The organism is Acidithiobacillus ferrooxidans ATCC 23270 (genome assembly GCF_000021485.1).
In the GTDB taxonomy this organism is placed as follows: domain Bacteria; phylum Pseudomonadota; class Gammaproteobacteria; order Acidithiobacillales; family Acidithiobacillaceae; genus Acidithiobacillus; species Acidithiobacillus ferrooxidans.
In genome coordinates this window covers 643863-669186 of sequence record NC_011761.1, presented here as the reverse complement: position 1 = coordinate 669186, position 25324 = coordinate 643863, and the positions used below count along the sequence as shown (strand labels likewise).

Here is a 25324-nt window from a genome sequence, read left to right as displayed (position 1 = left end):
AGTTGCGCAAAAGCCTCACAACTTGCGCGAGCGCTGTTGGCTTTTTGCAAATCGCATTGGTGTAGTATCCGTCAGACTATAAAAAGGGAGTAAACGTGCTGCGTCTACCAAGTCCTCCTTTGCTCGGCCTGGATATCAGTCCGGACGCGGTAAAACTCGTGGAACTCTCGAAGCCCCGGGGGGGAATTCGCGTCGAACACGCCGACTCCGAAGCGCTTCCGCCAGGCGCCGTCAATGATCGCGACATCCTGGACGCGGAGGCAGTCAGGCGCGCAGTGCGCGCCATTCTGGAACGATCCCGCATCCGCACCAAGGCCGTGGCGACCGCCTTACCCGCCAATGCCGCCATCGTCAAGGTCATAGCACTTCCGGAAGACCTCGATGAAGTGGGTATGGAGGAGCAGATCCGCTTCGAAAGCGGCCAGTATATTCCCTACAGCATTGATGCCGTCAATTTCGATTTCGCGGTACTCGGGCCGGACGCCAACAGAAGGGGGTATAACCATATATTGTTGGTGGCGTGCAAAAAAGAAGCCGTCGAAGACCGCGCAGCGGTGCTGGAAGAGGCCGGCCTCAAGCCCAAAATTGTCGACGTCAAGCCCTTTGCGCTCTGGTTGTTATATGAGCACCTTGCCAGTGTGTCCCCACCACAGCGCAATATTCCGGGCAGTGCGGTCATTCTGGTGGAGATGGGTAGCATCACCACGAACATTTACGCTTTTCAGGAAGGCCACCCGGTCTACTCCCGAGAACATAATTTCGGTCTCAGTCGTCTGATCGAAGAGATCCAGCGCCGCTACGACCTCGCCCTCAACGATGCGCAACGCATGGAGCGCTTCGGCGGTCTACCGCCGGACTATGGGCGTGATGTGCTCAGCCCCTTTACCCGGAGCATGGCGCAGGAATTGTTTCGCTCTCTGGACTTCTTTCAGGCCAGCATGCCGGATATTCCGGCGGGATCGGTGCATCTCTTTGGTGTCGGAGCCCGGATTCCGCAACTTGGCGAACAGTTGCGCCAGCTCGTGAACTTTCCGGTCTACGTGCCAGATCCTTTTGCGGGCATGGAAATGGCCCCTCAGATCAGTCGTCGTTTCATGGATGCAGACCGGTCATCCCTGGCTGTTGCCTGCGGGTTGGCGCTAAGGAGGGTTTCTGCATGATCCGCATCAATCTGCTGCCTTATCGGGAGGCCCAGCGGGTCCAGCGCAGCCAGCTTTTGGCGCTGGCTCTCGTCGGCATCCTGCTGCTCACCGCGCTGTTCTACTACGGCATCTACAGCATCTTCAGCGCACGCGTTTCCGCCGAACAGCAAAAAGTGCAGTATCTGCAAAACGTCACCACCCAACTGAATCAAAAAATCGCGTCCGTCGCCGACCTGCGCAAGAAACGCGACCAACTGCTCGCCCGCGAGGACATCATCACCGACCTGCAGGACCAGCGGGATATGGTGGTGCATCTCTTCAACACCCTGGCCAGGGTTACACCCGATGGCGTATTCCTGACCCACCTCAAGCAGGCAGGCGACAGCATTACCGTCGACGGCTATTCCCAGGCAAACGATCAGGTCGCGGCGTTCATGCGCAACATCGAGGCCTCCAGGATTTTTGAGAAGCCGGAACTCAACATCATCAGTAAATCCAAACTGGGTAACGAAGAAGTGGGGCAATTCACGCTGCAGATGAGCATCCGCACGCCAACCGCCGCGCATAAAAGTGGCGCGCCTGCGCAGAATAAGGATACCCGGCCATGACCTTTGACGAACTCCGCAATCTGCAAATCGACGACATCGTCCGCTGGCCCGCCAAAACCAAACTCGTCGCCATCGTTATCATCGTCCTCATATTCGGTATCCTGGCCTGGTTTGAGTTCATCTCACCCGAGAACAACCAATACAATCAGCTAAAAACCCAGGAAGACAGCCTGAAGACCCAGGTGCGGCAAAAACAGTTGCTGGCCGCCTCCCTGCCCGCCTACCAAGCCCAGATCAAAGAAATGAACCGGCGTTTTCAGGACTTTCTGCAGCAGTTGCCCAACCGCACCCAGATCCCCTCCTTGCTGGATGACGTGACCCTGGCGGGACGCAGCCGCGGGCTGGATTTCGAACTCTTCCAGCCGACCAGTGAGGTCAACAAAAACTTCTACGCGAAGATACCGGTAAGGCTCAAAGTGGTCGGTACCTACAATGATATCGGCCGCTTCGCCGCTGCGGTGGCCGCCATGCCCCGTATCGTCACCATCAACGATATCGACATTGCGCGGATGCCTGATGTGGGTACGACCAGTCTCGCCAAGGCGCAGGCTTCCCAGAAACTGGTCATGCAGTGCACGGCAACCACCTATCGTTACCTGGATAACCGGGACAATGCCGGTGGCCGGGGCAAGAATGGGGGCAAGTCATGAAGCGTTCTTTCCGTATCATGATGGTGCTTACCGGCATGGCGTTGCTGGGCGGCTGCTCGGAGAGCGACAACCTCAGTCATCTTCAGGCTTTTGTAGCCAACGGACCGAAAATCAGCGCGCACGTCACGCCGCTGCCCAAGACCCCCGCTTACCAGCCGAAGGCTTATGAAAATCCAACGAATCGCGACCCCTTCACGAGCTTTTCGGAACTGCTACTTCGCAAGGAGGCCGCCGCCGCCAGCACGGGTCCACGTCCCGCCAGTCATGGACCACTCCAACCCCTGGAGAAGTACGCGCTTTCCAGCCTGAGCGTGACCGGCATCGTCCGCGACAGCCAGGGCAAGCTCTGGGCCGTGCTCCTCACACCGGATCATAAGGTGTATCGCGCCACGGTCGGCAGTTACATCGGCACCCATGACGGTCGCATCGTACATATTGACGACGGCATGACGAAGCGGTCGGTTACCGTCGAACAATTCATGCCCAACGCCTTCGGTGGATTCCAAAAAGAGCAGACTGTCCTGCAGATGCAGAACAGCCACTGAACACGACTTGCCTAACCCCAAAGAATACAGAGGATAGCGATAAGATGAGCCCTGCATCCAGTACCTCCCGCCACACTCGCCGTGTCACCGCAAGTTCGCACGCACGGCTTCCGCTGCCGAGGCCGGCAACCCTTGCCGTTCTGGCGGCGGCCCTCTGCCTGAGTTCTGGCGCCGCGTGGGCGGAGAGCCTCATCAGCAGCATCACGCCGGTACAGGATCAGCATGGCACGGCCTTTCTCATCCGCAGTGACAGTCGCCCCGCCTATGATGTGAATACGCTCAACGGTGGCTACCGCGTACGCATCGATTTCAGTGATGCCCACTTCCTGAACTCCGTGGGCGCCGTCGCGGGCAGCGGCGCGGTGCAAAATGTACTCACCGAGAATATCGGTCACCACGCCCGCCTTGATCTGCTGCTGAAGTCGCCGCAGGCGATCATGATGGAGCCCGCCCCCGAGGGTTATCGACTCGCGCTCGTCGCCGACAAAGGCAACACGGCGACTTCTGCAGCGAGTACTTCGACGGTACCCGCTACCAGCAACGTGGCCCCCGCACCGGCGGCCGCGGCACTACCTGTGCCCGCACCGACCACCGCTTCCGGCACCCAAATCAACGACCTGAGTTTCAAGCGTGGCAAAAACGGCGGCGGCATCCTCGATCTTTCCATCTCCGGTCCGCAACCGCAGATGAACGTCACCCGCGAGAACGGTGCTCTCGTCGTCGAACTCAAAGACACGGGCATTCCGTCCAGCTATACTCACCGCTTTGGCGTCAGTCAGTTCGGCACCCCGGTTCAGTATGTGGATAGCTATCCCCTGGGGCGAAGTACCCGTCTGGTATTCGCCATTCATGGTCCTTACGAGTATTCGGCTTATCAACTGGGGCAGCGCACCTTGATCGATGTACATCCCAAAGCCGCTGAGGCCGTCGACAATCCCAACGCCGGCGCGCGCCTGAGCATGGACTTCCAGAACATCAGCGTGCGCGATGCCCTGCAGGTCATCGCCGACTTCACCCATCAGAACATCGTCGTCTCCAACAATGTGACCGGCAGCCTTTCCATCCGCCTCAAGAATGAGCCGTGGGAACAGGCCTTCCAGGTGATCCTGCAATCTCAGGGGCTGGCGGTAAAACACATCGGCAATATTCTCTGGGTGGCGCCCGCCAGCCAGATCACCAGCCAGGAAGAGGCACAACTGAAGGCCGACGCCAGCAAGCGCAAGCTGGAACCGCTGGAGACGGAACTGATCCGGATCAGATACGCCAAAGCCTCCGAGATCGCCTCGCTGTTGCAGGGTTTCGACCAGAACAAGGAACCCGGCGGCGGAGAGACCGGCAACGAAATGAATCCGGCGCAGAATGCCGCACTGGCCAGTGCGCTGGGCATTCCCAACTCCAGCCTCATCGGTAATTCCCTGCTCGGCCCACGCGGCTCCGTGGCGGTAGTGACTCGCACCAACAGCCTGCTGGTCCGGGATACCCCCCAGGACATCGCCAATATCAAACACCTGATCGCCAAGATCGATCGTCCGGTCCCCCAGGTATTGATCGAAGCGCGCATCGTCCAGGTCACCACCAGTGCGGCACAGTCCCTGGGCGTAAACTGGGGCGGCACCTATACCAGCGGCGGTGGCGGTGGCATCGTCAACCTGTCGGGCACCGGTGCTACGGGGGTTACCTCGACACAGGGCGGCGCCTACCCGATGTCCGGAACAACCACTACCACCGGAACCGGCTTCACCACCCCGGCACTGGTGAATCTGGTACCTTCCACCGCTGGCACCGCCCTCGCCAGCATGAACCCGGCATCACTGGGTTTTGCCCTGGGCACCGCCGCCGGCAATCGGATCCTGAATCTGCAGCTACAGGCTCTACAGGCCGATAATCGCGCCAAGATCATCTCCAGCCCCAAAGTCCTCACGCAGGACAATGAAAAAGCGGTCATCGAACAGGGCCAGGAAATTCCCTATCAGCAGGCCACCAGCAGCGGCGCGACGGCCGTGTCTTTCAAAAAAGCGGTGCTGAGCCTGGACGTCACCCCGCACATCTCGCCCAACGGCAAGATCACCCTGGATGTGGATGCGCGCAATGACCAACCCAACTACGCTCAGGCCATGCCTTCCGGTATTCCCATCAACACCCAGCAGGTCAAAACCAAGCTGCTGGTCAATAATGGGCAAACGGTGGTCATCGGCGGCATTTACACCGACTCGACCACCCAGAATGAAACCGGCGTTCCGCTGCTCCGGGATATTCCCCTGCTGGGCTGGCTCTTCAAAAGCCACATCAACAGTGTGGCCAAGACCGAACTGTTGGTCTTCCTGACCCCCAAGGTCGTCGGTGGCGAGTCTCCAGGGGGACTCGGCGTCGCTTCCGCCGGCAGCAATCCGGGAACATGACCGGCAGCATCATCCTCATCGGGCCCATGGGATCGGGCAAATCGACCATCGGGCGGCTTCTGGCCGCCCGCTTGCGTCTTCCTTATGTGGATAGCGACGCGCTCATCGTCCATCATACGGGGGTGGATATTCCCACTATTTTTGAGATCGAGGGGGAATCGGGTTTCCGCGAACGGGAACGCAAAATCATCGCCGACCTCTCCACCTGGAGCGAACCGATGGTACTCGCCACCGGCGGCGGCGCCATACTCGACCCGGCCAATCGACATCATCTGCGGCAGATGGGCCAGGTCATTCATCTGGATATCAGCGTCGACGAGCAACTCAGACGTATTCGCCATGACCGCAACCGCCCACTGCTGCAAAATACGGACCTTGATTGCCGTCTGAAAACACTGGCGGAGCAGCGTAATACCCTGTACCGGGAGACTGCCCACTGGCGGGTGGTGGGGGACGGTCTGCGCTCGGATCAGGTTCTGCGCCGGATACTGCGCCACCTCCAGCAGCGGGCAGGGCACCCCCCCGTCCGGGGGTAGAGGGGTCAAACCGGCGCCAAACGACCACAATGGCGCGGCGCACTTGCCTCAACGCAAAAGAACCACAACAATGGGACATAACCGGTCCATAAGAGAAAACATACCATGCGTAGTCTTTGCGTCGATCTGGGTCAGCGCAGTTACCCCATTCACACCGGCACAGGCATTCTCGCCGACTCCGCGCTCTTTGCGCCAGCTCTGAGCAAAGGTCCTGTGGCGGTCGTCACGGACAGCAATGTCGCGCCCCTCTATCTGGAGACCCTGCAAAAGACCCTCAAGGCCCTGGACAAGCCGTCGCTGAGCATCATCCTGCCAGCTGGCGAAGAGAGCAAATCCCTGGACAACATCCAGGAAATCGCCGGACGCCTGTTGAGCGCAGGGTACGGTCGCGACTGTACCCTGTGCGCCCTCGGCGGCGGGGTCGTGGGGGACATCACCGGTTTTGCCGCGGCGGTCTATCAGAGGGGGGTGGCCTACATTCAGGTGCCGACCACCCTGCTCGCCATGGTGGACTCCTCGGTTGGCGGCAAGACCGGGGTCAACCACCCCCTCGGCAAGAACATGATCGGCGCTTTTTACCAACCGCAGGCAGTGATCGCCGACACCGACACCCTGGACAGCCTGCCCGAACGGGAATTCCGTTCGGGCCTGGCAGAAGTGATCAAATATGGCCTCATCAACGATCAGGGCTTTTTCTCCTGGCTCGAAGATCACATGGATGCAGTGCTGGCCCGGGAGCCGGACGCCCTGACCAAAGTGATCCGGCACTCCTGCAAGGACAAGGCGGATATCGTGGCGCGCGACGAACTGGAAGGCGGGCTGAGGGCCATTCTCAACCTTGGACACACCTTTGGTCACGCCATCGAGGCGGCGACGGGCTACGGCCAGTACCTGCACGGTGAGGCGGTGGCCATCGGCATGGTCATGGCGGCGGATCTGTCGCGTCGCCTGGATCTGATCCGGGAAAGTGAGCAGGATCGCATCTACGCCCTGGTCGAAGCCACCGGATTGCCCACCCTGGCCCCGGCCCTCCCTGTCGCCGACTATCTCGGCTTCATGCGCGTCGACAAGAAAGCGGAGGGGGGGCGGGTGCGCTTCATCCTGCTGCGCGGCATCGGGAGTGCGGTCATCACCGGAGAGGTTCCCCCGGCCGCTATCACTCAAACCCTTCAGGCGTTCATGGAGCACGGACATGCATGAGATCAACAAGGCGACCGCAGAACTGCGGGAGGAAATGGCGCAGCGTAGCGCACTCAATCCCGGCGGTACCCGCCGCATCGGCAACTTCGGTTTCATCGAACTGGAGGAAACCTGGGGTGATGAAGCCACCATCATCAACACCGCGCGCATCAGCACCACCAACCAGCGCCTCGCCAACGGGCACGAATTTACGGATCGCGACCGCGCCCTGCTTTACCAGTTGCTGCGCGATCAGCATGGCACCCCCTTCGAGACCGTCTATTTCCGTTTCCGCTTCATCGCGCCGATTTTCGTGCTGCGCCAGTGGGTCAAACACCGCGTTTCCAGTTGGAACGAGTTTTCCATGCGCTATCGCAAGCCCATCTCCGTCGCCTATGTGCCCGATGTCACCGCGCGCACGGTGGATGGCTTTGCGGTTTTGGATGAGGCTGCCATAGACGAATATGAAGCGCTGATGGCGCAACTCTTCGCGTGGTATGAGAAACAATATAGCGCGGCATGCAGCCGCATTGATGGTGCGCGCGAATGCGGTGAACTGGCCCCCAAAGAGGGTGGGCGCGACCCTTACCGTGGCCGGGCCCGTGAACTGCTGCGCAATGTGATGCCGGTCGCCACCTACTCGGACGTCTACTGGACGGTCAACTTCCGTAGCCTGATGAATTTTTTCAAACTACGGCGCAAGCAGGATGCCCAGTATGAAATTCGCGAGTATGCCGATGCGGCCTTCGCGCTGTTCGCCGCGCGCCTGCCGCTACTCGCCGAAACCATGCAGCGGGTGCTGGACGAATCCGCGGCCGCCGGTGCCGCGGCGCAGGAATCGTCCGGGCATGCCTGATCTGGCCTCTCCGGGACAGCCCGGGGGCTTGGCACCATACGCCGCCGACCCCGCGCAGAGCCGTGGCCGCAAACACGCAGAAGAGCCGCCCGCCGGTCGCAGCGCCTTTCAGCGCGACCGCGACCGGGTCATCCACTCCGGCGCATTCCGCCGTCTGGAATACAAGACCCAGGTCTTTGTGAATCACGAGGGAGATCTCTACCGCACCCGCCTCACCCACAGCCTGGAAGTCGGACAGGTGGGGCGCGCCATCGCCCGTCAGTTGGCCTTGAACGAGGATCTGGTCGAAGCCATCGCTCTGGCCCACGATCTGGGTCACACCCCTTTCGGTCACGCCGGACAGGATGCCCTGCAGGAATGCATGGCCGGCCTAGGCGGTTTCGAGCACAACATCCAGTCCCTGCGAATCGTGGACCATCTGGAAAAGCGCTACGGCGACTTTCCAGGCCTGAACCTGACCTTCGAAACCCGCGAGGGCATTCTCAAGCATTGCGCCAAAAATAAAGCCCACGACCTGGGCGACGTGGGTGAACGCTTTTTGCGGGGCTCCCAGCCCAGCCTGGAGGCGCAGATCACCAATCTCGCGGATGAGATCGCCTATAACAACCATGATATCGATGACGGCCTGCGCGCCGGTCTGCTGAACCGCGAAGAACTCTGCGCCAACACGTTATACGGGACGATTTTCGCCGAGGTGCAGCAACGCTTTCCCGACGCTTCCGCGACCATATTGCGTCACGAAACCGGCCGCCGCCTCATCAATCTGCTCATCCACGATCTGGTCAGTGAGACCCGGCGCCGCATCGCGGCCGAAGGCGTCACCACCATAGGGGAAGTGCGGGCCGCGTCGCAGCCGCTCGCCGCCCACAGTCCGGCCATCGCCCACGAAGTCGCCACCCTCAAACGCTTTCTCTTTCAGCGCATGTATCGCCACCCCCGGGTGCACCGTCAGGCGGAAAAAGCCAAGCGCCTGGTACGCAAGCTGTTCCATACCCTGCTCGAAGATCCGCGGCTGCTGCCATTGAAATACCAGGTACGCATCAATGAATGCGACGGCGCAGCGAAGCGTCAGGCGCGTGTCGTTGCCGACTATGTGGCGGGCATGACCGACCGCTTTGCCATCGCCGAGTATGACCGTCTGTTTGACCCGCACGGCGAGGCCTGAACCTTCTCTTGCCCATCCGACCCCGACATTCCGGGAATGATCCATTTGCACCCTTGGATGGTACCCATGAGCGCGTTATAATGCCCGGCCCTGCTTTGCAGTCCGGCGACAGGGTGATGTGACGACCAGGTGACGATATGACGCAAAGCTTATACTCCTCCGATTTTGAACGGGACTCCTGTGGCTTCGGGCTGATTGCCCAGATGGACAACCAGGCCAGTCACGCCATCGTCGCGACGGCCATCGTCTCATTGGCGCGGCTCACCCACCGCGGCGCCATAGCCGCCGACGGCAAAAGCGGCGACGGTTGCGGCCTGCTGTTGCAGATGCCGGAGGCCTTTTTCCGCGCCATCGCCGCCGAACAGGGCATCACTCTCGGTACACACTTTGGTATCGGTCAGTTTTTCCTGCCTCGGGACGAAACGGTTGCAAAGACTATTCGAACAGCCCTGGGTGTTGAAGCGGAAGATCTCGGACTGCGCTGCCTGGGCTGGCGCGAGGTACCTACCGACCTTGGCGCCTGTGGTGAAGAAGCCCTGCAGAGTCTGCCGGGAATCTGGCAGGCGTTTGTGGGCCTCCCCGACGGTATGGATACGGACAACCGGGAGCGCCTTCTCTACCGCTTGCGGCGGCGGGTAGAAAAACGCTTTGCCGACGAGGGCAGTTTTTTTGCGGTGACCTGCTCCTCTCAGGCCATCGGCTACAAAGGCATGGTATTGCCGGAAAATCTCCCGGTTTTTTACCCCGACCTCCGCGACCCGCGCTTCGCCTCCGCCCTCGTCACCTACCACCAGCGTTTTTCCACCAATACCTGGCCGGAATGGCGGCTGTGCCAGCCCTTCCGCATCCTCGCCCACAATGGCGAGTTGAATACCGTGCAGGGCAACCGTCTGTGGGCCAGGGCCCGCGAGGCGCAGCTCCAGTCCGACCTGTTACCCATGGCGGAGGTGCTGCCAGCGGTGGGCGGCGGCAGTGATTCCTTCAGTCTCGACAACATGCTGGAACTGCTGGTGCAGGGCGGCATGGACTTTTTCAAGGCCATCCGCCTGCTGGTACCGCCCGCCTGGCATAATGTCCCGCGCATTGAACCCGCCCTGCGTGCCTTCTACGAATATCACTCCATGCGCATGGAGGCCTGGGACGGCCCCGCCGGACTGGTGCTCAACACCGGGCGCATCGCGGCCTGCGCACTGGATCGCAACGGACTGCGTCCGGCCCGTTATGTCATCACCAAAGACCGGATCATCAACATCTCCTCCGAAGTGGGCGTCTTCGACTACGATCACCGCGACATCGTCGTGCAGGGGCGAGTCGGGCCGGGGCAACTGGTGGCGGTGGATATGGGCACGGGAAAATTTCTGGAGTCGGCGGACATCGACGCGCAAATCCAGAACAGCCACCCCTACCGGGAATGGCTGGATCTGTATGCCGAACATCTTGACAGCGACGATCGGGCTGCCACCCCGGCGTTACCGGTGAACGACCTGCTGGTCAGTGAAAAGGCCTTTGGCGTCAGCTTTGAGGAAGAAGACCAGGTGATCCGCGTCCTCGCCGAGGGTGCCCAGGAAGCCGTCGGTTCCATGGGTGACGATACCCCCGTGGCGGTCCTGTCGCGGCAGACCCGGCACATCGCCGATTATTTCCGACAGCAGTTCGCCCAGGTCACCAACCCCCCCATAGATCCCCTGCGCGAAGCGCTGGTGATGTCCCTCAACACGGTCATCGGCAGCGAAAGCAATCTGTTTGCCGAGCGACCCCAATATGCCCGGCGCATCGAAGTACACTCCCCGGTGCTCTCCGATGCCATTTTCAGCGCCCTCACCAGCCACACGGAACCCGCCTTCCGCAGCCAGACCTTCGATCTCTGCTATTCCGCTGCGGACAGCAATCTGGGAGGGGCCATCGAGGCACTCTGCGAGGCGGTCATCGAGGCGGTGCGGCACGGGGCCGTCATCCTGGTGCTCTCGGATCACGCCCTGGAGCGTGACCGGCTCTACATCCCGGCGCTGATGGCGGTGGGCGCCGTCCACCATGCCCTCATCGATGCCGGCCTGCGCACCCGCTGCAACATCGTGGCAGCCACGGCCCATGCCCGCGATCCCCACCAGTTCGCCACCCTGATCGGTTATGGCGCCACTGCCATCTACCCCTACCTGAGCTATGCCATCATCCGCAGCCTGGCCGAACGGCACGCCTTCAGCCAGCCGGTGACGGCTCTCAAGGCACTGGAAAATTATCGCAAGGGCATCGACAAGGGCCTCTATAAGATCCTCTCGAAAATGGGGATTTCCACCCTGGCATCGTACCGCAGCACCCAGCTCTTCGAGGCGCTCGGTCTGGATCAGATGGTGGTGGAGCGCTGTTTCAAGGGGACGGTCAACCGCATCGGCGGGGCGTCGTTCAGCCATCTCGAAAACGACATCCGCCAGCAAGTCCGCGATGCGTATATGCCCCGAAAGGCGCTGCCACTGGGCGGCCTGCTCAAATATGTCAACGGCGGTGAATATCACGCCTACCATCCGGATGTCGTCCAGAGCCTGCAAACGGCGGTCCGTTCAGGGCGCTATGACGACTACCGGGTTTTTGCCGGGCTGGTGAACGATCGCCCTGTCACCAACCTGCGCGATCTGCTGCAGTTGCGCCCGGCAGCACAGCCCATACCACTCAGCGAAGTGGAGCCCATCGAAGCGATTACCCGCCGTTTCGACACGGCGGCCATGTCTTTGGGTGCCCTGTCGCCGGAAGCCCACGAGGCCCTGGCCATCGCCATGAATACCATAGGCGGGCGTTCCAATTCCGGCGAAGGCGGTGAGGATCCGACCCGTTACCACAACAATAAAGTCAGCAAGATCAAGCAGATCGCCTCCGGTCGTTTTGGTGTGACGCCGGAGTATGCGGTCAACGCCGAAGAGTTGCAGATCAAGGTGGCACAGGGCGCCAAGCCTGGAGAGGGCGGTCAGTTGCCGGGGCACAAGGTCAGCGGCATCATTGCCCGCCTGCGCTACGCCAAGGAAGGCGTCGCCCTCATCAGCCCGCCGCCGCACCATGACATCTATTCCATCGAGGATCTGGCCCAACTCATTTTTGACCTGAAGCAGGTCAATCCACAGGCCTACGTCTCCGTGAAGCTGGTCTCGGAAGCCGGTGTCGGCACCATCGCCGCCGGCGTGGCCAAGGCCTATGCCGACCGTATCACCATCGCCGGTTACGACGGTGGCACCGGCGCCAGTCCGCTGAGTTCGGTCAAATATGCCGGCTCGCCGTGGGAACTGGGGTTGGCAGAAACCCAGGTCACCCTGCGCCGCAACCACTTGCGGCACCGGGTGCGTTTGCAGGCCGACGGCGGCTTCAAAACCGGGCTGGACGTGATCAAAGGCGCTCTGCTGGGTGCGGAGAGCTTCGGTTTCGGCACCGCACCGATGATCGCGCTGGGCTGCAAATATCTGCGCATCTGCCATCTCAACAACTGCGCCACTGGCATCGCCACCCAGGATGAGACCCTGCGCAAACATTTCACCGGCCTGCCGGAAATGGTCATCAACTACTTCCGTTTCGTCGCCGAAGAAGCCCGCGAAATCATGGCGCAACTCGGCATCCGTCGCTTCGATGACCTCGTCGGCGCCAGCCAGATGCTGGAAATCGGTGGGGCGCAGACGGAAAAACAGGCACATCTGGATCTGCGTCCGCTGCTGGGCAACACCGATCTGCACAATGCCGACACCAACATTCAGACCCAGGACCGCAACCCGCCTTTCGACAAGGGGGATCTGGCGGAAACCATGGTGAAGGACGCCCGACCCGCGCTGGAAGGGCAAATCCCCACCCGTCTGCACTACCCGATCCGTAACGTGAACCGCTCCATCGGCGCCCGCCTTGCCGGAGAAATCGCCCGCCGCTATGGGAATTCCGGGCTGCGGGAAGATGCGGTACACGTCGACCTGCAGGGCACCGCGGGCCAATCCTTTGGTGCCTTCTGCGTACAGGGGATGACCCTGCATCTGCATGGCGATGCCAACGATTATGTGGGCAAAGCCATGAATGGCGGTACGATCATCATCGCGCCGCCGGCTGGCGTCACTTATGCCAGCTGGGACTCGGCCATCGTCGGCAACACCTGCCTGTACGGAGCCACCGGGGGACGCCTCTACGCCGCGGGACGCGCCGGTGAGCGCTTTGCGGTGCGCAATTCAGGAGCCATCGCCGTGATCGAAGGCGCCGGAGATCACGCCTGCGAATATATGACCGGTGGTCAGATCGTCATCCTCGGCCCGGTCGGTGTGAATTTCGGGGCGGGCATGACCGGTGGCCTCGCCTTCGTCCGCGATCAGGCCCGCCAGTTCCCTGATCAAGTGAATGGTGAACTGGTGAATTATCACGGGATCGAAACCGAATCCATGCGCGGCTACGAGGCCCTCCTGCGGCGCCATATCGAGGCTCATGTGGCCGCCACCGGCAGCGGTTATGCCGCGGGGCTGCTCAAGGACTGGACCCACTTTATCCGCGATGTCTGGCTGGTGGTGCCCAAGGCCGCCAAACTGGATGTCCTGCTCGAAGAAGCGAGCTGACCGCGTCACCCTGAGGAAAAACCATGAGTCATTTTTCATTCATCGAAGACCCGCGGCAGGACCCCAAAAAGCTGGACGTGGAAGAACGCCGCGAAGCCTTTAAGGAAATCTACCAGAGCTTTGACCTGGGCAGTGCCCAGCTTCAGGCCGACCGCTGCCTGCATTGCGGCAACCCGTATTGTGAATGGAAGTGCCCGGTGCACAACTATATTCCCAACTGGCTGCAACTCATTGTCGAGAATCGTCTGGAAGAAGCGGCCACTCTGTCCCATCAGACCAATACCCTGCCGGAAATCTGTGGCCGCATCTGCCCCCAGGATCGCCTGTGTGAAGGTGCCTGTACCCTCAATGACGGCTTCGGTGCCGTCACCATCGGCAATCTGGAAAGGTTCATCACCGAAGAGGCGCTGGCCCGTGGCTGGCAGCCGCAGATGCCCGACATCCCCCCCAATGGCAAACGGGTCGCCGTAGTGGGTGCCGGTCCGGCGGGCCTCGGCTGTGCGGACATCCTCAACCGCGCAGGCACCGAAGTGGTCGTCTTTGACCGCTATCCGGCGGTTGGCGGCCTGCTCACCTTCGGCATCCCGTCCTTCAAACTGGAGAAGGCAGTGGTTGCACGCCGCGCCAACTTGCTACAGGAAATGGGTATCCGTTTTCAGCTCGACACGGAGGTCGGCAGAGATATTTCCCTGGGTAAGCTCCTGGACGATTTTGACGCCGTGTTTCTGGGGATGGGCACCTATACCGCCAAGACCGGCGACTTCCCCGGCGAGAAACTGCCAGGTGTCCTCAAGGCGCTGTCCTACCTGATCGCGAACACCCGTCACCTGATGCAGTTGCCGGACCCGACACTCCCCTATGTCAGCCTGTCCGGCAAACAGGTTGTGGTGCTGGGTGGCGGCGATACCGCCATGGACTGTCTGCGTACGGCCATCCGCCAAGGTGCCCGCCATGTGACCTGTGTCTACCGCCGCGACGAAGAGAACATGCCCGGCTCACGCCGGGAAGTCGCCAACGCCCGCGAAGAAGGCGTCCACTTTCTTTTCAATCGTCAGCCCGTCGAAGTGGTCGGAGATGCTGCATCGGGAGCGCAGGGCGTGCGTCTGGTGGAGACCCGTCTGGGCGAGCCCGATGCCAGGGGCCGGCGTCACCCGGAAATCATTCCCGGCTCGGAACAGGTGCTGGATGCCGATGTCGTGATCATCGCCTTCGGCTTTGATCCCTCCCCTGCTCCCTGGTTTGCGGAACAGCACATCACTACGGACAGCCGGGGGCGGATCAGCACCAACGCGCAGTTCCAGACTAGCAACCCGCGCATTTTTGCCGGCGGAGACATGCGACGAGGCTCCGACCTCGTGGTCACTGCGGTGGACGAAGGGCGCCGCGCGGCGCAGGGCATCCTCGACTATCTGGGGGTATGAGCGATGTCCGCCACCCTGCAGAATGACAATTTCCTGCGCGCCTGCCTGCGTCAGCCGGTGGATCACGTACCCGTCTGGCTGATGCGTCAGGCCGGGCGGTACCTGCCGGAGTACCGTGCCACTCGCGCCCGTGCTGGCGATTTTCTCAGCCTCTGCACCACGCCGGAACTGGCCTGCGAGGTCACTTTACAGCCCATCGACCGCTTCCCCCTGGATGCCGCCATCCTTTTTTCGGATATCCTGACCATCCCCTATGTCATGGGACTCGGGCTGGAATTTCAGGAAGGGGAAGGTCCGGTTTTTGCGCGCCCCTTGCGCAGCGCTGCCGACATCTCCGCACTCAGCCAGCCCGATCCGGAAACGGAGTTGCGCTTTGTGATGGACGCTGTGCGGCTCATCCGCCGCGAGATCGACGGACGTGTGCCCCTCATCGGTTTTGCAGGCAGTCCGTGGACCCTCGCCTGCTATATGATCGAAGGGCGCGGCAGCCGCGATTTCATCCACATCAAAGGGCTGCTGTACAGCGATCCGGCGCTGCTGCACCGGCTGCTGCGCCATCTGGCGCAGTCGGTGACCAGCTACCTCAACGCTCAGATTGCCGCGGGTGCCCAGGCGGTAATGATTTTCGATACCTGGGGCGGCAGCCTCAGTACCCCTGCGTATGCGGAGTTCTCCCTCGCCTATATGAGTGAGATCGTCGCCGCTTTGCAGCGCGAAGCCGAAGACCGCCGAGTGCCGGTCATACTCTTTACCAAGGGCGGAGGCAACTGGCTCGAGGCCATGGCCGCGAGCGGCGCCGATGCACTTGGCCTCGATTGGACGACGGAATTGGGCCACGCCCGCCAGCGTCTGGGTAACAGCGTTGCGCTACAAGGTAACATGGACCCCATCGCCCTCTACGGCAGCCCCGAAGGGATTGTCAGGGAAGCGACGCGCATTCTGGAAAGCCACGGATCGGGGACCGGTCATATCTTCAACCTCGGCCACGGCATCACCCCGCAGACCCCCGTTGAACATGTTGCCATTCTTGTCGAAAGCGTGCAGAGCTGGCGACCGAAGACCGCCTAGTCCTCCTGTGGCTATCTCCTCATCCACCATGTCCCCGCCGCCACGCCACCCAGGCGCCCCGTAGGGAATGACGGCGGGGGTCGCGCAGATAGGTGACAGACGCCCCCTGTTCCATCCGCTGCAGGGCCTCGGTGATGGCCTGCCGAGCAGTCGTCGCCAACTCGCGGCGTCCCAATCCGGGGGCCAGTGCGGGCAGGAATTCCAGCCGCAGCGTCAGGGGTGCGGCCGCCGCCAGTCGCCAGAGATGGCCGAATAGGCTGTCGTCACCGACAAAGGGGCAGAGTGCGTCCGGCTGGCCGGGACGGAGCACGTCTTCATAACGCAGTGCAACCGGTATGGTGGGCCTCCCTGCCCAGCAGGCGGCCTCAAAAGGCGCTGCAAAAAAATCGCCGACTTCCCTGCCGTCGCTCGTGGTCCCCTCCGGAAAGATGGTTACGCTGGTACCGGCTGCCAGAATCTCACCCGCCTGACGCAGGATGCGCTGGCTGGCGCGGGCATCACTGCGATCGATAAAAAGCGTCCCCAACCACGCACCCATAATCCCGAAAAAGGGCCATGCGCGCATTTCCTTCTTCGCTACGAAACGGCTGGGAATCAAGGTCGCCAGCGCAAGAATGTCGAGGTAGGAAACGTGATTGGCGGCGACCAGCACCGGCACTTCCGGGATGACCCCATCCACACGAAGATGAATCCCAAAAATGCGCAGGGCCTGCCGACTCCACCAAGCAAAAGCCCGATAGCTACCGGCGTCCGGTGCGGGCTTTCGGGCGCAGGTCCACACCGCTAACGGAAAGGCCAGAAGCAGATAAAATACCAGCACCGGCAGCCGCCAGATGCGCCGCACAGCCTTGGGCCGCGAGCGACGCCAGCGCCGCCCCGGATATGGCACCAATACCGGGGCGGGTTTTTTACGACGCATCATTTACGCGCATCCACCGGTTCCAGGAAGCGCTGCTGGTAGCGTGGGGAGATCAGCGTCGACTCGCACCAGACGAAAAAATCCGCGCAATGGAATTGCGGATCCCAGAAGGGCTCACCACCGAGGCGCACCCCGGCCCTCAAATACCCCTTGAGCAAGCTCGGCAGTGGCGCCGGTTCGACCTGCGCCTGCGCGTCAAAATGGGGCAGGGAACGCAAGGGGAATACGCGTTGTTCCAGTGGCGTAAGATGGGTGCCGAGACTCTGATACAGGGCGCCGACCGCCTGGCCATCCGTGCTGTGGACACTGGCGCATCCCATGAGATAATCAATCTGCCACATCGTCATTGCCTCGGCGAGCCCCGACCAGAGCAGCGCGATCACCGCGCCCTGACGGTATCCGGGATGTACGCAGGACCGTCCCAACTCCATAATCCGCGCATTCATGGTCAGCAGACGGGAGAGATCAAACTCGGTCTCGGCATAATAGCGGCCCACCCGGGCGACCTTCTCGGGAAGAAAGAGCCGATAAGTACCGACCACCTCCTGACGGGCCTCATCTTCGACGATCAGATGCTCACAAAATGGATCGTATTCATCCTGGTCCAGCCCGGGACGACCGCTGAGCTGCGCGCCATACTCGGCGCTGAACACGTCATAGCGCAGGCGTTGCGCCGCTTCTACGTCATCCTGGTGACGCGCCAGATAGAGTCGCAATGAGCGCTCTTTCCTGGTGGCGGCGTGACTGGTACTGCCGTGAGACTGAGTGCTGAGCATGCAGAGTTCTCCGTGCAAAAACGATAGCAAATCTCTACCCATTATGACTCATAAATATGACAATAGTGCGGCACTGTTATGAACTTTTTGTGACAACGACCCGCTGACGCTCAAAGACCTGGGAACCTCTTCACCAGAAGGGTGTTGGCTTCTCTGTGGCGGCCGTTGCATCGGGCGCCAACGCCGATACAGACATTTTATATCATGACAGGGACAATAGCAGCCCCGCGCCTTCGGTCACGGTGTTTTCAGAACGGATCGTGGTGGGCCTCTTGCACCACACGCTCTCAATGGCTACTGTATACCTTTGCTTTTTTGCGCTGTATCAGAGGTGAAAGTCCCGTCATGTCCGCCGTCCCCGAGGAAGTCGATGACAGCCCCTATTGCTGCTGTTCGGCCGCCACTTTTCAGGAAATACTTGAGCGCCAGCGCGCCAATCCCCTGCCCTTTATGGAGCTGTTGATGGTCCACGCCGGCTGTGGCGCTGGTTGCGGCAGTTGCATCGGCGATCTCGAAGCCTACTTGCGCAGCCATGACGCCTACCTAGAGGATTGAATCCTTTCTGCGCTTTTCATCCGCCCTGGTGGTCGCGGGGTGGTGACTTTCAGACCATCTGGGCGCCCTTTTTTGCGCGCTCGGATCCTGTCGATTTTCGCCGGGAAATCTGGGAAACGCCCGATGGCGACCGGGTCGCCGTAGACTGGGTGGACGCGTCAGCCGCCGCGCCGGTGGTCCTGCTCTTTCATGGCCTGGCAAGTAGTTCGCGGGGACATTATGCCCGCGCCCTCGCGGCAGGCCTGCGGCGGAGGGGCTGGGCAGGCTGTTTTATCAATTTCCGCGGTTGCGGAGGAATAGACAACTTACTGCCGCGCAGCTACCACGCGGGAGATAGTGCCGAGATTCGCTGGATGCTGGAGCGCGCGACTGCACTGTTTCCACGTCGCTCTCGCTACGCCGTCGGTGTTTCCCTCGGCGGCAACGCCTTGCTCAAATATCTGGGCGAGGCAGGAGACGAGGCGCATAAAAATCTGGAATCCGCGGCTGCGGTCTGCGCCCCAGTTGATCTGGTCGCGACGGCAGAGTATCTGCAATCCGGTCATCTTCGCTTCTACAACCGGTATTTTCTCCAGAAAATGAAGGCGTCTGTCCGCCGTTACGAGGCCAAGTACCCGGACATGGCGGATTGGCCACGGGTCTTTTCGGCAAAAAGCGTGTATGATTTCGATGAATATTTCACGGCGCCAGTACATGGTTTCTCGGGCGCCCGGCATCTCTGGGAGGAGGGCTCGGCGGCGCCGTTGTTGCCGCAGATACAGGTGCCCACTTTGCTTCTGAACAGCGCGGATGACCCTATTGTACCCGTCGACAGCCTGCGCCATGTTCAGATAAGCCCGGCCGTGACACGTTGCATCACCGAGCAAGGCGGTCATGTTGGCTTTGTAGATGGCGCCTTTCCGGGTTATCTGCATTGGTTGCCAAACACGCTGCTGGACTATTTTGAAAGGAGGATCCCATGACAGACCACCTGCAACCCCGTCTTCGCGTCCTGCTGGCGGAAGCCATCGCCATCGGCCCCGGCAAGGCCGAGTTGCTTCGCCATATTCGCGAAGAAGGCTCCATCTCTGCGGCGGCGCGAGCGATGAATATGAGTTACCGGCGCGCCTGGTTGCTGGTGGACACCATGAATCACTGTTTTCTGGCACCGGTGGTGAGTACCGCCACCGGGGGTAGCCACGGCGGCGGTGCGCATCTGACCGAAATGGGCGAAGAAATACTCACCCGTTACGAGGCCATGGAAGCCAAGGCAAACCTGACCCTGGCGCCCGATATCGCCGAATTCCGCAAACTCATGCAGCTCCACAAACCGGAAGAAAACGCTTCGTGAAAAATCTTCTGCGCGAGGTGCTGTGCAGCAGGGTCTACGATGTGGCCCGGGAAACGCCCCTGGAAGCCGCGCCCAAATTGAGCGCGCGCCTGCAGCGCGAGGTGCTGTTCAAGCGCGAAGACCTGCAACCGGTGTTCAGCTTCAAACTGCGCGGCGCCTACAACAAGATCGCCCAGCTTTCGGATGCTGAAAAGGCACGCGGTGTCATCACCGCCAGCGCCGGCAATCATGCGCAGGGCGTCGCCTATGCCGCCCAGAAGCTGGGCATCCGTGCGGTGATCGTCATGCCCGGCACCACTCCGGAGATCAAGGTCAACGCGGTACGAGCGCGGGGTGCGGAGGTCATTCTTCATGGCGACAGCTACTCCGACGCGCAGGCGCATTGCGACGCCCTGATCGCCGAGTCGGGCCTGGTCTTCATTCCGCCCTTTGACGATCCGCTGGTGATTGCGGGACAGGGGACCATAGGCGCAGAGATACTCCGTCAGCGGGGCGCCGGCCTGGAGGCGATTTTTGTTCCGGTGGGCGGCGGCGGCCTCATTGCCGGGGTGGCGGCTTACCTGAAATCCATTGTGCCCGAGATTCGCATCATCGGCGTAGAGCCCTTTGAGGCCGACGCCATGTACCAGTCTTTGCAGGCGGGGGAACGCGTTACACTGCCCCAGGTCGGTATTTTCGCCGATGGCGTGGCGGTGCGCCAGGTGGGAGAACACACCTTTGCCCTCTGCCGCAAATATGTGGATGAGATCGTGCGGGTGACTAATGACGAGATCTGTGCGGCCATCAAGGATGTGTTTGACGAAACCCGTTCCGTCATGGAGCCGGCGGGCGCGCTGGCCTTGGCGGGTCTCAAGCGGATGGCGGCAACCGACCCCGGTCGGGGCGGGGCCTGGGTTGCCCTCCTCTCCGGCGCCAATATGAACTTTGACCGCCTGCGCTTCATCGCCGAGCGGGCGGAACTGGGCGAGGCGCGCGAGGCGCTGTTTGCGGTCACCATCCCGGAGCGACCGGGGGCCTTTCGCGCCTTCTGCGCGGCGATTGGTCAGCGAGTCGTGACGGAATTCAATTACCGCCTGCACCACCGGGATCGGGCGCATATTTTCGTCGGAGTGGCCATCCGCGACCGGGAAGACGCCAGTGCGTTGCTGGAGAGCTTACGAGTCACGGGTCACGAAGCGCTGGACCTGAGTGACGACGAAATGGCCAAACTGCACATCCGCCATATGGTGGGCGGGCATGCGGCGGCCGCGCAGAACGAGCGGATTTACCGTTTTGAGTTTCCGGAACGACCAGGCGCGCTGATGGAGTTTCTCGACAAACTGGGCGGGCACTGGAATATCAGTCTCTTCCACTATCGCAATAATGGCGTCGACCTGGGCCGGGTGCTGGCGGGCTTTGAGGTGCCGGACAGCGAGATGGCACGATTCGAATCACTGCTGGCCCGGCTCGATTACCCGCATGTGGCGGAAACCGCCAACCCGGCCTACCGGTTCTTTCTGGATCATGGTCAGCACTGACCCGTGTTCGCCTCTCAGCGCGGGGCGAACATCAGGCGCAGAGACTCGCCAATACCAGCGGCCATACCGTGCCAGCGACGGGCCATATCGGCATCCATGTGGTCCAGCATGGTTTCGTGAAAAAGCGCGAGCCAGTCGTCCACCAGCGAATGGGTTATTCCGAGCGGAGCATGCTTGTCGCCCAGCGCATAGCGGTAGTCTTTGTAGGGAAGTCCGCCAGACACGGTCCACCAGTAGTGAACGAGACGATCCTTGTGCAACTCCCAGTCCTGGACGATGGAGAAAGGCTCCGCCAAGGTCGGGTGATGCTGGATGCGATTGTAGAAATCATCCACCACGGCACGGATCACCGGCAGCGTAATCTTTTCGCAAAGGGGTTCGAGGCGGCGTTTGGGAGGGCTTACCTGCTCCATGATCGGCTCCGGTGTCCGCAGACTGTGAAAATATGCAGTATTGCTGATGGAGCAACTGCGGGTCAATATCCGAAAATCCGACGTTCAGAACCGCTCGGGGCGGTAGGGAGCGGGATCCGTAAACGGCGTTTCACCCAACATCATCTCGGCCAGCAAACGCCCGGTGGTCGGCCCCAGGGTCAGACCCTGGTGACAATGTCCGAAGGCATACCACATACCCGGATGCCCCGGCGCCCGACCAATGATCGGCAGCATGTCGGGGGTGCAGGGGCGCACCCCCATCCAGGGGTCGGCGTCCAGACGTCTGCCGAGGGCAGGCAATAACCGCCGTGCCTGCGCCTCCGCCCGAGTAAGCGGAATAGCGGAAGGCGGGGCGTCCCGATGCGCAAACTCCGCACCGGTCGTCAGCCGGATACCACGCTGCATGGGCACCAGCATATAACCCTGATCGGCATCGAGCACCGGGTGACCGAGTGGTGTGGCCTCCGGGTGGGCGTAGTGCATGTGATAGCCCCTTTTTACAAAGAGCGGCGGGTGGTAACCCAGAGGTTTGGTCACATCCGGCGACCAGGCGCCCAAGGCCACTACCACCTCTATGGCGTCGACCGGTTCATGCACCGTAGCGACGCGCCACCCCGTCGAACTGCGCTCTACGCTCCGCACGGCGCTGGTGCGAAACTCGCCGCCCATCCGGGTAAAATAGTTCAGGTACGCGCGAGTGAGCGCGTGGGGATCGACAACGGCCAGCGGCTGGGTCCAGTGGATACCACCGGCCAGCCCGGGGCGCAGACTGCACTCCATCGCCGCCACCTGCGCGCCGTCGAGTGCGTCGTAAGCCACCTCGAAATTCCCGGCCTTATATGCCGCTTCTTTCAGGGCATGATCCAGAGATTCTGCCTTTTCATGCACCTGCAACCAGCCACCGGGACGGAGCAGATCGACCGCCCCCGCCGCGCCGGCCAGAGCCAGATGGTCATCCAGGCAGTGCGCGATCAATGCCGCATAATGCCGGGCGATCGTCCGGTGACGGTCTTCACGGGAGTTATACCAGTACTGCAGGAAGGGAATCGCCAGACGCGGCAGCATCGTCCCCCGGTAGTAGGCCTCGGTCGACTGATTGCGGGCATAGCTGAGCAACGTCGCCAGGGCACGGGGGAAGGGGTGCGGCATGACCGCCTCGCGCTGAATCAGGCCGGCATTGCCGAAGGATGTCCCCTCCCCGGCCCCTTGCTGGTCCAGAAGAATGGTGGGACGGCCCCGTAACTGCAGCTGCAGGGCAATGGAAACCCCGACGATGCCTGCTCCCAGAACCACCACGTCGCCATGTGCTGCCATAAGAACCCCGCGGAAAGTCGAGAAGGTTAGGGTCCGCCCGATATAGCAGAGGCCGCAGTCCTGGTCAATCTTCCTGCAACTCCAGCTCATCGAAGACGTAAATGCCTTGCCCCGCCTTCCGCCAGCGCAGCCAGAACACATAAAGGATACCCAACAGCAAAAACACCCCAACGGTCTGATCGATGCCGGCCGCAATATATTTCGGGCCATAGATGAAGAACAGCACCTCCACGGCGGAAAGGCTGATGATCACGACCAACGATCCGAGCAGGAGACCCGCATGATGATGCGCCCTGAAATGGTGCCGGATGGAGCGGTGCTGAAGCAATAAAAAACGCATCATGTTGACCCCATCCAATAAGAACTCCGCCACCAGAAAGAACCCCGCCGCGCTCAGCACCAGGTTGAAGAGGTCCCGCATACTGGGGAAGAAAACCTGCATGAGGACAACCGCCATGGCCAGCAGGATCGGCAGGATGACGGACCAGTACGGTACGTGTCCACGATTCAGTCGGCCCAGCCACCCCGGCATCACCCTATCCCGGGACATGGCGAAAAGGGCGCGAGACAGGATGAAGGTGGTGAGCCAGAGGCCACCGGCGGTGGACGCGATAATCGCTATGCGCATCCACGGGAGCAGTTGCGGGGATACCGTCGCCGCCCAGAGACTCAGGGTATCACTGGTGTTTTGCAACTGGTCGAGGGGCACCTGATGCAGGAGCAGGGGCCAGATCAGCAGGTAGTAGAGCACGACGCTCACGGCCCCGATGATTCCTCCCCATCCCGGGGTGACGCGCGGTTTTCTGGATTCTTCCGAGGCGTAGGAGTCGATTTCCCAGCCGTCCACGATGGTGGCGGCCACCACCATGCAGACGATGACGCCGGCCCAGTGAACATGGCTGAGGGAAAATGAGCCCGCCCCCACTGCCGGCGGCCCCCAATGGGAATAGCCGACAATGGCCATGAAGGCGACGGATACGATTTCGATGAGCAGAAATATCTGGGTGACCCTGGCGGTGATGCGCGCCCCGAGCAACAAAACACCCGCCGCGAACAGTGCCCAGAACGTGGCCACCACGATCTGCAATCCGGCGCCGGGGTGCGGTACTCCCAGCGCCTCCAGAGTGAACCGCGCCGCCGGGATCAGGATCGGCGGGATCGACCAGAAATAGGCCATGATCACGATCCATGCCTGAAAATTCGAGTAATCGATGCCCATTATCCGCCGGGACCAGTGATAGGAGGCACCGGCGTTGGGAAAATGCTGATTCAGCGACAGAAATATCCAGGAACACAGGATGAAGGGAATGGCGATCAGCACGATCGCCAGGGGCACCTCTGCTCCTGCTGCCTGGACCATGGCCGACCCCGCCGCCGCCACGCTGAAGATGGGACCCACGCTGGAGATGGACAGACTGGACAAATCAACGAGCTGAAATGTCTTGTGCAGCGTCTGACGGCTCTCCGCGGACATGACCGCCTCCTGGGCACAAGGTAACTCAGGAACCGGCCAACACTTTTCCGGCCTCCGACAACGCCCTGTTACGATGCGCGCGCAACCAGGCAAACCATGGCTCCAACCCCGCTCCCGTGGCGGCGGAGATCTGCAACACCTCGGCATGATGCGCGACTTCGTGCAAGTAACCGAGGCAACGTTCCAGGTCGAAGGAAAGGTAGGGCAGCAGATCGATCTTGTTGATCAGGATCAGGTCCGCGCCGTGAAACATGTGGGGGTACTTTGCCGGCTTGTCTTCGCCCTCGGTGACCGCCAGAATGACCACCCGTGCCGCTTCACCGAGATCAAAGAGGGCCGGGCACACCAGGTTTCCCACGTTCTCGATGAAGACGACGGAACCGGCGGCCGGGTCGATCTCCTGCAGTCCCTGCGCCACCATATCCGCCTCCAGATGACAGCCCTGACCGGTATTGATCTGCACCACGTTGCAACCCGCCTGGCGTATGCGTTCCGCATCGTGGGTGGTTTCCTGATCGCCCTCCACTACCGCCAGGGGGAACTCGCCCGCCAGTTCTGCCAGGGTTTTTTCCAGCAGGGTCGTCTTCCCGGCGCCGGGTGAACTCATGAGATTCAGGGAAAACACGCCCCGTCCTGCCAGCCAGCCGCGATTGCGTTCCGCAAGGCGGTCATTTTTGTCCAGAATCCGCGCCTCCAGAGATACCAGGTGGGCATCCCCGTCCGCCGGTACATGGGGATGGGGGTGGAGATGGAAGCCCGCACCGCCGTGGGCATGCGAATGCGCAGCATGGTCATGCACCGCTTCATCTCCGTGCCGGTGTTCATGGGTATGTCCCGGCACGTTGTGCGATGATTCCAAGGTATCCGGAGC

22 protein-coding genes are annotated in these 25324 nt (G+C 61.3%); 16 read left to right on the top strand and 6 right to left on the bottom strand.

What is annotated here, in order from left to right; genetic code table 11:
• Positions 1–95 precede the first annotated feature (95 nt).
• From pilM to hemE, 12 genes are all read left to right on the top strand, one after another.
• Positions 96–1160, top strand: a complete 1065-nt coding sequence (gene pilM, locus AFE_RS03505; protein WP_012606632.1) for a type IV pilus assembly protein PilM — start codon at positions 96–98, stop codon at positions 1158–1160.
• On the top strand, positions 1157–1750 hold the full coding sequence (locus AFE_RS03500; protein ID WP_012536322.1) for a PilN domain-containing protein: 594 nt from the start codon (positions 1157–1159) through the stop codon (positions 1748–1750). Before pilM ends, AFE_RS03500 begins: the two co-directional genes overlap by 4 nt.
• A complete protein-coding gene (locus AFE_RS03495) occupies positions 1747–2400 on the top strand; it encodes a type IV pilus inner membrane component PilO (RefSeq protein ID WP_012536321.1) in 654 nt (217 codons plus the stop codon). The genes AFE_RS03500 and AFE_RS03495 overlap by 4 nt, the downstream gene beginning before the upstream one ends.
• On the top strand, positions 2397–2945 hold the full coding sequence (locus AFE_RS03490) for a pilus assembly protein PilP (protein WP_012536320.1): 549 nt from the start codon (positions 2397–2399) through the stop codon (positions 2943–2945). Before AFE_RS03495 ends, AFE_RS03490 begins: the two co-directional genes overlap by 4 nt.
• A 44-nt stretch (positions 2946–2989) precedes the next feature.
• The gene (locus AFE_RS03485) at positions 2990–5344 is read left to right on the top strand and encodes a type IV pilus secretin PilQ (protein ID WP_012536319.1); all 2355 of its coding nucleotides are present in this window, start codon (positions 2990–2992) and stop codon (positions 5342–5344) included.
• Positions 5341–5880 (top strand): shikimate kinase, encoded by a 540-nt coding sequence (locus tag AFE_RS03480; protein WP_012536318.1) that lies wholly within the window; start codon positions 5341–5343, stop codon positions 5878–5880. Before AFE_RS03485 ends, AFE_RS03480 begins: the two co-directional genes overlap by 4 nt.
• A gap of 105 nt (positions 5881–5985) precedes the next feature.
• On the top strand, positions 5986–7080 hold the full coding sequence (aroB, locus tag AFE_RS03475) for a 3-dehydroquinate synthase (RefSeq protein WP_012536317.1): 1095 nt from the start codon (positions 5986–5988) through the stop codon (positions 7078–7080).
• Positions 7073–7915 carry an FAD-dependent thymidylate synthase gene (thyX, locus tag AFE_RS03470; RefSeq protein WP_012536316.1) on the top strand — a complete coding sequence of 281 codons (843 nt, stop codon included), beginning with the start codon at positions 7073–7075 and terminating at the stop codon, positions 7913–7915. The genes aroB and thyX overlap by 8 nt, the downstream gene beginning before the upstream one ends.
• Positions 7908–9080, top strand: coding sequence for a deoxyguanosinetriphosphate triphosphohydrolase (locus tag AFE_RS03465; RefSeq protein WP_009569566.1), 1173 nt, complete (start codon positions 7908–7910; stop codon positions 9078–9080). Before thyX ends, AFE_RS03465 begins: the two co-directional genes overlap by 8 nt.
• Before the next feature lie 137 nt (positions 9081–9217).
• Positions 9218–13645, top strand: a complete 4428-nt coding sequence (gene gltB, locus AFE_RS03460) for a glutamate synthase large subunit (RefSeq protein ID WP_012536315.1) — start codon at positions 9218–9220, stop codon at positions 13643–13645.
• 23 nt (positions 13646–13668) lie between these two features.
• Positions 13669–15066 (top strand): glutamate synthase small subunit, encoded by a 1398-nt coding sequence (locus AFE_RS03455; protein WP_012536314.1) that lies wholly within the window; start codon positions 13669–13671, stop codon positions 15064–15066.
• Between the two features lie 3 nt (positions 15067–15069).
• On the top strand, positions 15070–16134 hold the full coding sequence (hemE, locus tag AFE_RS03450; protein WP_012536313.1) for a uroporphyrinogen decarboxylase: 1065 nt from the start codon (positions 15070–15072) through the stop codon (positions 16132–16134).
• 19 nt (positions 16135–16153) lie between these two features.
• Here hemE and AFE_RS03445 read toward each other — a convergent pair whose 3' ends face one another.
• Together AFE_RS03445 and AFE_RS03440 are read right to left on the bottom strand one after the other, a co-directional pair.
• Positions 16154–17056, bottom strand: coding sequence for a lysophospholipid acyltransferase family protein (locus AFE_RS03445; RefSeq protein WP_012536312.1), 903 nt, complete (start codon positions 17054–17056; stop codon positions 16154–16156).
• Positions 17053–17829: a GNAT family N-acetyltransferase gene (locus AFE_RS03440; RefSeq protein ID WP_009562842.1), complete on the bottom strand. Its 777-nt coding sequence runs from the start codon at positions 17827–17829 to the stop codon at positions 17053–17055. Before AFE_RS03440 ends, AFE_RS03445 begins: the two co-directional genes overlap by 4 nt.
• A gap of 345 nt (positions 17830–18174) precedes the next feature.
• On the opposite strand from AFE_RS03440, the gene AFE_RS15485 reads away from it, so the two are divergent.
• Genes AFE_RS15485 through ilvA form a run of 4 tightly spaced genes read left to right on the top strand, consistent with a single transcriptional unit; the run spans position 18175 to position 21231 of the window.
• Positions 18175–18384, top strand: coding sequence for a (2Fe-2S)-binding protein (locus AFE_RS15485; protein ID WP_012536311.1), 210 nt, complete (start codon positions 18175–18177; stop codon positions 18382–18384).
• Complete coding sequence (locus tag AFE_RS03430) at positions 18381–19346, top strand: YheT family hydrolase (protein WP_012536310.1); 966 nt, start codon at positions 18381–18383, stop codon at positions 19344–19346. Before AFE_RS15485 ends, AFE_RS03430 begins: the two co-directional genes overlap by 4 nt.
• Positions 19343–19714 carry a winged helix-turn-helix domain-containing protein gene (locus AFE_RS03425; protein ID WP_009567572.1) on the top strand — a complete coding sequence of 124 codons (372 nt, stop codon included), beginning with the start codon at positions 19343–19345 and terminating at the stop codon, positions 19712–19714. The genes AFE_RS03430 and AFE_RS03425 overlap by 4 nt, the downstream gene beginning before the upstream one ends.
• Entirely contained in the window at positions 19711–21231 is a 1521-nt protein-coding gene (ilvA, locus tag AFE_RS03420; protein WP_012536309.1) for a threonine ammonia-lyase, biosynthetic, read from the top strand. The genes AFE_RS03425 and ilvA overlap by 4 nt, the downstream gene beginning before the upstream one ends.
• A gap of 14 nt (positions 21232–21245) precedes the next feature.
• Here the strand turns inward: ilvA and AFE_RS03415 are convergent, their stop codons facing one another.
• From AFE_RS03415 to hypB, 4 genes are all read right to left on the bottom strand, one after another.
• On the bottom strand, positions 21246–21644 hold the full coding sequence (locus AFE_RS03415) for a group III truncated hemoglobin (RefSeq protein WP_009567574.1): 399 nt from the start codon (positions 21642–21644) through the stop codon (positions 21246–21248).
• A gap of 84 nt (positions 21645–21728) precedes the next feature.
• Positions 21729–22979 (bottom strand): NAD(P)/FAD-dependent oxidoreductase, encoded by a 1251-nt coding sequence (locus tag AFE_RS03410; RefSeq protein WP_012606628.1) that lies wholly within the window; start codon positions 22977–22979, stop codon positions 21729–21731.
• 64 nt (positions 22980–23043) lie between these two features.
• On the bottom strand, positions 23044–24453 hold the full coding sequence (locus tag AFE_RS03405) for an APC family permease (protein ID WP_012536307.1): 1410 nt from the start codon (positions 24451–24453) through the stop codon (positions 23044–23046).
• Between the two features lie 25 nt (positions 24454–24478).
• The gene (gene hypB / locus AFE_RS03400; RefSeq protein WP_229129766.1) at positions 24479–25312 is read right to left on the bottom strand and encodes a hydrogenase nickel incorporation protein HypB; all 834 of its coding nucleotides are present in this window, start codon (positions 25310–25312) and stop codon (positions 24479–24481) included.
• Between the last annotated feature and the right edge of the window lie 12 nt (positions 25313–25324).

What these genes read in the sequence shown, in the direction of transcription:
- AFE_RS03440 (WP_009562842.1), bottom strand. Translation starts at nt 17,829, where the DNA reads ATGCTCAGCACTCAGTCTCACGGCAGTACCAGTCACGCCGCCACCAGG.
- AFE_RS03455 (WP_012536314.1), top strand. Translation starts at nt 13,669, where the DNA reads ATGAGTCATTTTTCATTCATCGAAGACCCGCGGCAGGACCCCAAAAAG.
- AFE_RS03480 (WP_012536318.1), top strand. Translation starts at nt 5,341, where the DNA reads ATGACCGGCAGCATCATCCTCATCGGGCCCATGGGATCGGGCAAATCG.
- AFE_RS03495 (WP_012536321.1), top strand. Translation starts at nt 1,747, where the DNA reads ATGACCTTTGACGAACTCCGCAATCTGCAAATCGACGACATCGTCCGC.
- AFE_RS03415 (WP_009567574.1), bottom strand. Translation starts at nt 21,644, where the DNA reads ATGGAGCAGGTAAGCCCTCCCAAACGCCGCCTCGAACCCCTTTGCGAA.
- AFE_RS03465 (WP_009569566.1), top strand. Translation starts at nt 7,908, where the DNA reads ATGCCTGATCTGGCCTCTCCGGGACAGCCCGGGGGCTTGGCACCATAC.
- hemE (WP_012536313.1), top strand. Translation starts at nt 15,070, where the DNA reads ATGTCCGCCACCCTGCAGAATGACAATTTCCTGCGCGCCTGCCTGCGT.
- AFE_RS03445 (WP_012536312.1), bottom strand. Translation starts at nt 17,056, where the DNA reads ATGATGCGTCGTAAAAAACCCGCCCCGGTATTGGTGCCATATCCGGGG.
- aroB (WP_012536317.1), top strand. Translation starts at nt 5,986, where the DNA reads ATGCGTAGTCTTTGCGTCGATCTGGGTCAGCGCAGTTACCCCATTCAC.
- AFE_RS03490 (WP_012536320.1), top strand. Translation starts at nt 2,397, where the DNA reads ATGAAGCGTTCTTTCCGTATCATGATGGTGCTTACCGGCATGGCGTTG.
- AFE_RS03485 (WP_012536319.1), top strand. Translation starts at nt 2,990, where the DNA reads ATGAGCCCTGCATCCAGTACCTCCCGCCACACTCGCCGTGTCACCGCA.
- AFE_RS03405 (WP_012536307.1), bottom strand. Translation starts at nt 24,453, where the DNA reads ATGTCCGCGGAGAGCCGTCAGACGCTGCACAAGACATTTCAGCTCGTT.
- gltB (WP_012536315.1), top strand. Translation starts at nt 9,218, where the DNA reads ATGACGCAAAGCTTATACTCCTCCGATTTTGAACGGGACTCCTGTGGC.
- AFE_RS03425 (WP_009567572.1), top strand. Translation starts at nt 19,343, where the DNA reads ATGACAGACCACCTGCAACCCCGTCTTCGCGTCCTGCTGGCGGAAGCC.
- AFE_RS03410 (WP_012606628.1), bottom strand. Translation starts at nt 22,979, where the DNA reads ATGGCAGCACATGGCGACGTGGTGGTTCTGGGAGCAGGCATCGTCGGG.
- AFE_RS03500 (WP_012536322.1), top strand. Translation starts at nt 1,157, where the DNA reads ATGATCCGCATCAATCTGCTGCCTTATCGGGAGGCCCAGCGGGTCCAG.
- AFE_RS15485 (WP_012536311.1), top strand. Translation starts at nt 18,175, where the DNA reads ATGTCCGCCGTCCCCGAGGAAGTCGATGACAGCCCCTATTGCTGCTGT.
- thyX (WP_012536316.1), top strand. Translation starts at nt 7,073, where the DNA reads ATGCATGAGATCAACAAGGCGACCGCAGAACTGCGGGAGGAAATGGCG.